The sequence below is a fragment of the Massilia glaciei genome, from assembly GCF_003011895.2.
Lineage (GTDB): Bacteria > Pseudomonadota > Gammaproteobacteria > Burkholderiales > Burkholderiaceae_D > Telluria_A > Telluria_A glaciei.
Genome location: NZ_PXWF02000314.1, coordinates 65507 through 71976 on the forward strand (window position 1 = coordinate 65507; position 6470 = coordinate 71976).

Below are 6470 nucleotides of genomic sequence, written 5' to 3' on the forward strand. Positions count from 1 at the left end.
GAGAAGGGAACAAAAATATGCGAAAACTACTCGAAGAACGACGCTGGCTGGTGTACGCCATCGTTGCCGGCCTGGCTTGGGGCGTATGGGGCGTGCTGGCCAAATTCATCTCGGCCAATATCAATGCCTATACCAACCATGTGCTGTTCTCGCTCGGCATGCTGTTCACCCTCCCCTTCGTGCTGCCCCGGTGCAAACGCCCAGAGCTAAACCGCCGCGGCCTGGTCTGGGGCCTGGTCGCCGGCGTGCTGGCGATCGCCGGCAATGTCGCACTCTATCTGTCGTTCGGCGCGGGCGGCCAGGCGGCGACGGTGATCCCGATCACCAATCTGTATCCGCTGGCGACCATCATCATCGCCCTGCTGGTGTTCAAGGAAAAAATGCACTGGCTGAACGGCATCGGCGTGCTGCTGGTGCTGCCGGCAATCACCATGCTGTCGGGCGAAGCGTTGATCTTCGAGGATCCCGCCCAATACCTGGCGACCTTTGCGCTGGCCGACTGGATTCTGTACGCCCTCGTCGCGATGTTGTTCTGGGGGTTTTTCAGCGCCGCGCAAAAGGTCACCACCAATCATATCTCGGCCGAATGGTCCTACGTCGCCTTCGTGCTTGCCTCGGCGCTGCTGGCAATCGGCTTCATGGCGGCGGGTTTGGTCCAGTACACGTTCACCAACGCCACGCTGGTGGCCGGCCCGCTGTCCGGTGCCATGAATGGCCTGGGGGTGCTGGCCGCCTATGCCGCCTACCGCTCGGAGGGCAAGGCCGCGCTGGTAACCGCCGTCGCCGGCGCCATGCAGCCGGCATTTACCATCGTCCTGGCGATCATGTTCCTGCGTGAATCGATCGGCCTGATCGAATGCGCCGGCATCGCCCTGGCGATTCTCGGCTCGTTGTTCCTCTCGGTCGAAAAGAAGCCGGCAGCGGCTCCCCTAATTTCCAATCAAACTGTCCAGCCATGACCAATCGAATGCTCGAAGAAATCGACGATATCGCGCCCAAGGCCGAACACTTCCTGGCCACCTCGCCGGCCTATGCACTGCCGCTGCATGTGCCGTATCTGGGCATGGGGTCCTCGTATTTTGCGCCCCTCGCATTCAAATACATGGGCGTGCCGATCCAGCCTGAAATCGCCTCCGAATATGTGAATTATTTGGTGCCAATGGCGCTTGGTGAGAACGCAGTGATTTTGTCGCAATCGGGCCGCAGCACCGAAGCGCTGTGGGCCCGCCGCTTGTTCAAGCAGTATGTGGCCATCACCAACAAGCCGCAAAGCGCCTTGGGCAGCAACCCGAAGGCGCTCCTCACGGTGGACTTGCTGGCCGAGGACGAGCAATATTCATCGTCGAAAACCTATGTGAACACCTTGCTGGCGTTGTTCAAAGGCTTTGGCATCGACCCCGCCCCGGCGCTCCAAGTGCTGCGCAGGAATGTGCCGGCCTACCGCCGGACTGGCGAGCGCATTGCCGATGCCATCTTCGAGTTGATAAACACACGCAAGATCCACGGCATCTATGTCGTCGCCAGCGGTCCGAATGTCGCCACCGCCTATCAAGCCGCACTCATTTTGAGTGAAAGCACCAAGCTCAGTTTTACCGGCATGCCGATGGCCCAATACGACCATGGACCGAAGGAGACCGCGGCCGACAGCATCGTGATCCAGATCCTGGCCCGAGGCGCTTCCTACGAGCGCGGCCAGAAGCTGGGGGAGACCATCTCCCGCGCCGGCGCCCATGTATTCACCATCGAAGAGCCGGAAGTGAGCGAACACTTCTCGGTATTGACCAACATCGTGCCGTTTAACTATATCGCCTACGAGCTTGCGGAAAAACTGGGGATCAAGGAGACCTTTGTGGTCGGGGGCAAGGTCACCGAAGTCGAGTAGGGGGCGATAAATCATGGTTCTGCCTGCGGGCGATCCACGCAGCTGAACGCGCTGCCGCCTTTCGGTCCCGGGCGGGCCCTCGCATCGGGCACAACCGTCGTGTTCCTTGCAGCATAACGTAAGCTATTACACACAAAAACCGCTATTTCTGCAGAATATAAGATACCTTATCCACTTTCTAGGCGCGCTCCCCCTGCTCTTGAAGGAGCCCAATGCCGAGCAAGATAACGTATTCTATAACAAGCAAAATAGCTGTTTTTTGTATAGAATAGATTCCATTATGCCGAGACCAGCCACAATCCTCTATCCTAGCTCGGCGCGCACCCTGCGCGCCCTTGGTGAACGTGTGAAAGATGCGCGTCTACGCCGCCAATTCTCCGCAGAGACGGTCGCGGCGCGCGCGGGCATCACCAGGCAGACACTGACTAAAATTGAGTCGGGGAATGCATCTGTCACGATGGGAAATTACTTTCAAGTCCTCGTCGTCCTCGGGCTGGACAAGGATATGAATCTGGTGGCACGCGACGATGTGCTCGGCCGTCGACTCCAAGATGCAGAGCTTCCACAGCGGCGTCGGGCGCCACGGAGGACTGCGGCGCAAATCAAGGAAGATGCTGCAGCAAGGTCGAATGAAACAAGCGTCCAAACCGCTGAAACCGCCCCTGGTCACGACAATAAAGAAGGCGCGTAATGGCGACCAAAAAAGCGCAGCCCCGCTTGAAGGTCTGGCTCGACGACCCCGCCTTTGGGCCGCTTCAGCAAATCGGCACATGGGAATTTCTGTGCGGCGTGCAGGACCACACGCGTATGGGCGCGTTACGATTTAGCGCTGAAGACGAGGACATTTTCCTCGCTTGCGAACTCCGCGCGGCGCCACCGATGACGAGCTTGGCCGAGCTGCAGGCGGTTGCGTGGGAGCTGTCGCGAAAGAAGTTCGACGACATGTCGAAGCTGAAGCAGTGGCTCAAAATCCTCGTCGCGCCAGGTGCGTCGCTCGGTGGCGCCCGACCGAAAGCGAACCTTTCAGAGGCGAATGAACTGTGGATTGCGAAATTCCCCTCATCCGAAGACGACAGGGACGTGGCGTTGTGGGAGAAGCTGGTCCATGACATGGCGGCCGACTGCGCGATAGATGTGCCTCCGTCCCAATGGCTGCTTCTGGCCAGCACCCAGATGTAGGTGGCGATGCCGGTGTTGTAGAAGATGGTCAGTGGCAGGGCGATGATGACTTCGAGTCAGTCGTTCTCCAGCACCCAGCGGCGGATGTTGCTCTCGCCCTTGCCCGTGTCTCCGGTGAACAGCGCGGAGCCGTTACTTAAGGCGAACTGGCCGCTAGTCACCCTAAGGCGCTTAACACCAAATCATCAAGCGTATCACCCTGGTTGGGATGCACAGTCCACGCCGATCTGCACGATTATGGCTGCAATTGTGTGACTGCTTGCAGATGCTCCTGAGCGAAATTAGCATTTCGTGATCGTTCGTAACGTGCGTATGTCTCTGGGAAAACGATGTACGTTTTTTACGGCGCGTTAGAAAAAGCAGCGGGAGGAGTGGTGGACCTTTCGGCCGCAAACCTAAAGTAGACCGGGTACAAAGACTTTTTGTTCGACGAAAAAACGCCAACCGGTGAGGGATGGCGTTTTGTAAGGTTATTCCTTGGTGGCCCGGGGCAGAATCGAACCACCGACAAAAGGATTTTCAATCCACTGCCCCGACGACTGAACCGCGACGTCTATCTTGGCAACACTGAAATCGATGCCTCTGTTAGTTAGCGCACCGCGCCGATCGGGGGCGGGCCCCACAGTGGACAGCTTGGGTGGCGGCGCCCTGCCGCGACCAAAAAATTTCAACCCGGAAGGATTATCATGAAAGCACTCGTCTATAACGGCCCTTGCGACGTCCAGGTCAAGGAGGTGCCGGATGCAAAAATCGAAAAGTCGACTGACGTGCTGGTGCGCATTACTACTACCAATATTTGCGGCTCCGACCTGCATATGTATGAAGGTCGCACCAGCATGGAGAGCGGCCGCATCCTTGGTCACGAGAACATGGGCGAGGTGATCGAAGTCGGCAAGGCAGTCGACCGCGTCAAGGTCGGCGACATGGTGTGTCTTCCATTCAATATTGGTTGCGGATTTTGCGAAAACTGCGAGTGCGGCCTGTCCGGATTCTGCCTCACGGCCAATCCAGGCACTGCCGGTGCGGCCTACGGCTTTGCCGGCATGGGCCCATACAGCGGCGGCCAGGCCGAATTGCTGCGCGTACCCTACGCTGACTACAACTGCCTCGTGCTCCCGGACGACGCGCAGGAAAAGGAAAACGATTATGTCATGTTGTCCGATATTTTTCCGACCGGCTACCACGCCACTGAGCTGGCCGGCATGCGACCCGGCGACTCGGTCGTAGTCTATGGAGCCGGCCCTGTCGGCTTGATGGCGACCATGTCGGCCTACCTCAAGGGCGCCAGCCGAGTGTTCGTGGTTGACACACACAAGGACCGCCTGAAGCTGGCCGAAAAAATGGGCGGGATCGCGATCGACGATACCGAGCAGGGCGGCGTGCAGCAGATTCTTGATCTGACCGATGGCAAGGGGGCCGATTGCGGCTGCGAATGTGTCGGCTACCAGTGCTGCGACAAGCATGGCAAGGAAGTGCCGAACCTGACGATGAACAATCTGGTCCAAACGGTCAAGGCCACCGGCGGGATCGGCGTGGTGGGCGTGTTCTTGCCGCAGGATCCGGGCGCCAAAGATGAACTCGCCAAAGAAGGCAAGCTGGCCTTCGACTTCGGCCAACTTTGGTTAAAGGGGCAGCGTATCGCCACCGGCCAGGCCAACGTCAAAGCCTACAACCGCCACCTTTCCAAGCTGATCCAGGCCGGTCGCGCCAAACCGTCGGCGATCATCTCGCACGAACTGGCGCTGGACGAGGCGCCGAAGGGCTATGAAAAGTTCGACAAGCGGGCAGCTGGGTGGACCAAAGTAGTGCTTAAGCCGGGCAGATAAAGCGCTTCCCGGACGCCCGAAAACCGAAACAACAACGCCAGGTCCGCACGAAGTACCGAGCTACCGTTTTTGAGAGTTGTAATGTAGGCCGGACTCCATTACGAAGTGAACTGCTCGCGTGTGGGATAGGGTTGAAACGATTGAGTCTTGAAATGTTCGAGCCGCTCTGGCCAAGGCGGATCTGCGTCTTCGCTGCTTGGCGTGAAGGAAAGGTACTGGGCGTGTCGTCCAGTGGCTTCTACGATTGGTTCGAACGGCCGCCAAGCCAGCGCGAGCGCCACAATGCCAAGCTCCTCCAGGTCATCAAAGATAACCATGAAGCGAGCGACCGCACCTATGGCTCGCCCCGCGTTGTGCATGATGTTCTAGACGCTGGTCTCGCGTGCAGTGAGAACCGCGTAGCGCGACTAATGAAGGCTGCCGGCTGTTGGCGCCGACGTCAAATTGACCCAGAACGCCGAAATTTGTTGCCCCACCCATTTTCTTCGAAGCCCAAGCCTCGTGTGGCGTCGTTCCGATTTCGATGGGTCAGTTGAGATCGGTAGCCTAGGTCAATTTGACGTCGGCGTCGAAAGTCCTCATCAAACCACTCCGGAGGTGTTAGCGGCGGTACAAATGCGCGCAAATCTGGCTAAAAAAGCGCGCAATTCATGACCTGCCGTGCTCGCCTTCGGAATTTGCGACTACGTAGCTGAGGCAACGAAGTGGGTAAGAGATTCGCAGTAAGTGGCCGGCCGCTCTGGAGGAGCGCCGGGGTCCACGCAGGGGTACGCCCTAACGGGCTACCTCGCCTTCGCTCGGCTCAAATCGCCCCTGCCGGCACTTCGACGGCTGGTAGCTCCGCCTGCATGAGAGGCGCCTGGTGCGATCTGAAGGGCGGGACGCACATACAGGAAGCCCAATCGCACAAAGGCCGAGCAAGTGCACTTACAGGCTTCGCAGCGCCAAGGCGAGCTGCTTGTTAGGGTATGGTCCCTCGGCGCCGCCGGGGTAACGGGCTGTGCCGTTGGCGCTGCCAAAACGACATCATCTGGACCGGAAACAGGACCCTGATGCGTCACCCGCGCTCGATTTTCACGGTACCGCTTCATACGCTGAGCATGGTTGGCACGACCACGTTCGCTACTTTGATAGCGTTGACCAGCCTCCCGCACGCAAATGCGGCGTATTGGCTCTGAGCACGCCGACGAACAATATATTTGACCCCGGTCACACGCACTACAAATGACCGTTTGTTTGCGGCAGCGCGCGCACAGAAAAAAAGCGTCCTATCGGCTCCATCACGTTTTCTCCAACTCGTCTTTTTGAGTCTTCAAAAATACGGCTGCCGTACTCCGCTCGTCAACCCAAGAACACTGGACCCCGAAGATGAATCAATTATGCCGCTTGGAAATCCGCGTAATAAAGCCAACTTTAGGCGGTTTTCAAGAGCCATTTACAGGAGGCCACGCTATATGCTCGCGTTGGCTTAATCGGCTAACCGCGCGAACGACGGCTCCTGGCCGACCGCTGCCGATTGTACTCGACGGCGAACTGGCGTCACTACTGCTGCCAGCTGCCGCCAGCAGTTCTCAATTCAAAAG

7 protein-coding genes and 1 pseudogene are annotated in these 6470 nt (G+C 58.3%); 6 read left to right on the plus strand and 2 right to left on the minus strand.

Going from position 1 to position 6470, the window contains the following annotated elements; all coding sequences use genetic code 11:
- The first annotated feature begins 17 nt into the window (after nt 1–17).
- The 4 genes from C7C56_RS25290 (at nt 18) to C7C56_RS30170 (ending at nt 3061) form a co-directional block, all read left to right on the plus strand.
- Nucleotides 18–959 (plus strand): DMT family transporter, encoded by a 942-nt coding sequence (locus tag C7C56_RS25290; RefSeq protein ID WP_106760115.1) that lies wholly within the window; start codon nt 18–20, stop codon nt 957–959.
- Nucleotides 960–967: 8 nt separating this feature from the next.
- Nucleotides 968–1882 (plus strand): SIS domain-containing protein, encoded by a 915-nt coding sequence (locus C7C56_RS25295; RefSeq protein ID WP_106760116.1) that lies wholly within the window; start codon nt 968–970, stop codon nt 1880–1882.
- A 106-nt stretch (nt 1883–1988) separates the two neighbouring features.
- Entirely contained in the window at nt 1989–2573 is a 585-nt protein-coding gene (locus tag C7C56_RS25300) for a helix-turn-helix domain-containing protein (protein WP_219933228.1), read from the plus strand.
- A gap of 251 nt (nt 2574–2824) precedes the next feature.
- A complete protein-coding gene (locus C7C56_RS30170; protein WP_229458989.1) occupies nt 2825–3061 on the plus strand; it encodes a HipA domain-containing protein in 237 nt (78 codons plus the stop codon).
- Here C7C56_RS30170 and C7C56_RS28415 read toward each other — a convergent pair.
- A pseudogene (locus tag C7C56_RS28415) lies at nt 3043–3195 on the minus strand (N-6 DNA methylase); the annotation flags it as partial. The gene C7C56_RS30170 and the pseudogene C7C56_RS28415 overlap by 19 nt on opposite strands.
- A 552-nt stretch (nt 3196–3747) precedes the next feature.
- Here C7C56_RS28415 and C7C56_RS25310 point away from each other — a divergent pair.
- Nucleotides 3748–4887 (plus strand): glutathione-independent formaldehyde dehydrogenase, encoded by a 1140-nt coding sequence (locus tag C7C56_RS25310; RefSeq protein ID WP_106760119.1) that lies wholly within the window; start codon nt 3748–3750, stop codon nt 4885–4887.
- Between the two features lie 98 nt (nt 4888–4985).
- Here C7C56_RS25310 and C7C56_RS30175 read toward each other — a convergent pair whose 3' ends face one another.
- Entirely contained in the window at nt 4986–5246 is a 261-nt protein-coding gene (locus tag C7C56_RS30175) for a hypothetical protein (RefSeq protein ID WP_229458988.1), read from the minus strand.
- On the opposite strand from C7C56_RS30175, the gene C7C56_RS30840 reads away from it, so the two are divergent.
- Nucleotides 5190–5423, plus strand: a complete 234-nt coding sequence (locus tag C7C56_RS30840; RefSeq protein WP_370660247.1) for an IS3 family transposase — start codon at nt 5190–5192, stop codon at nt 5421–5423. The genes C7C56_RS30175 and C7C56_RS30840 overlap by 57 nt on opposite strands.
- Nucleotides 5424–6470: the final 1047 nt, after the last annotated feature.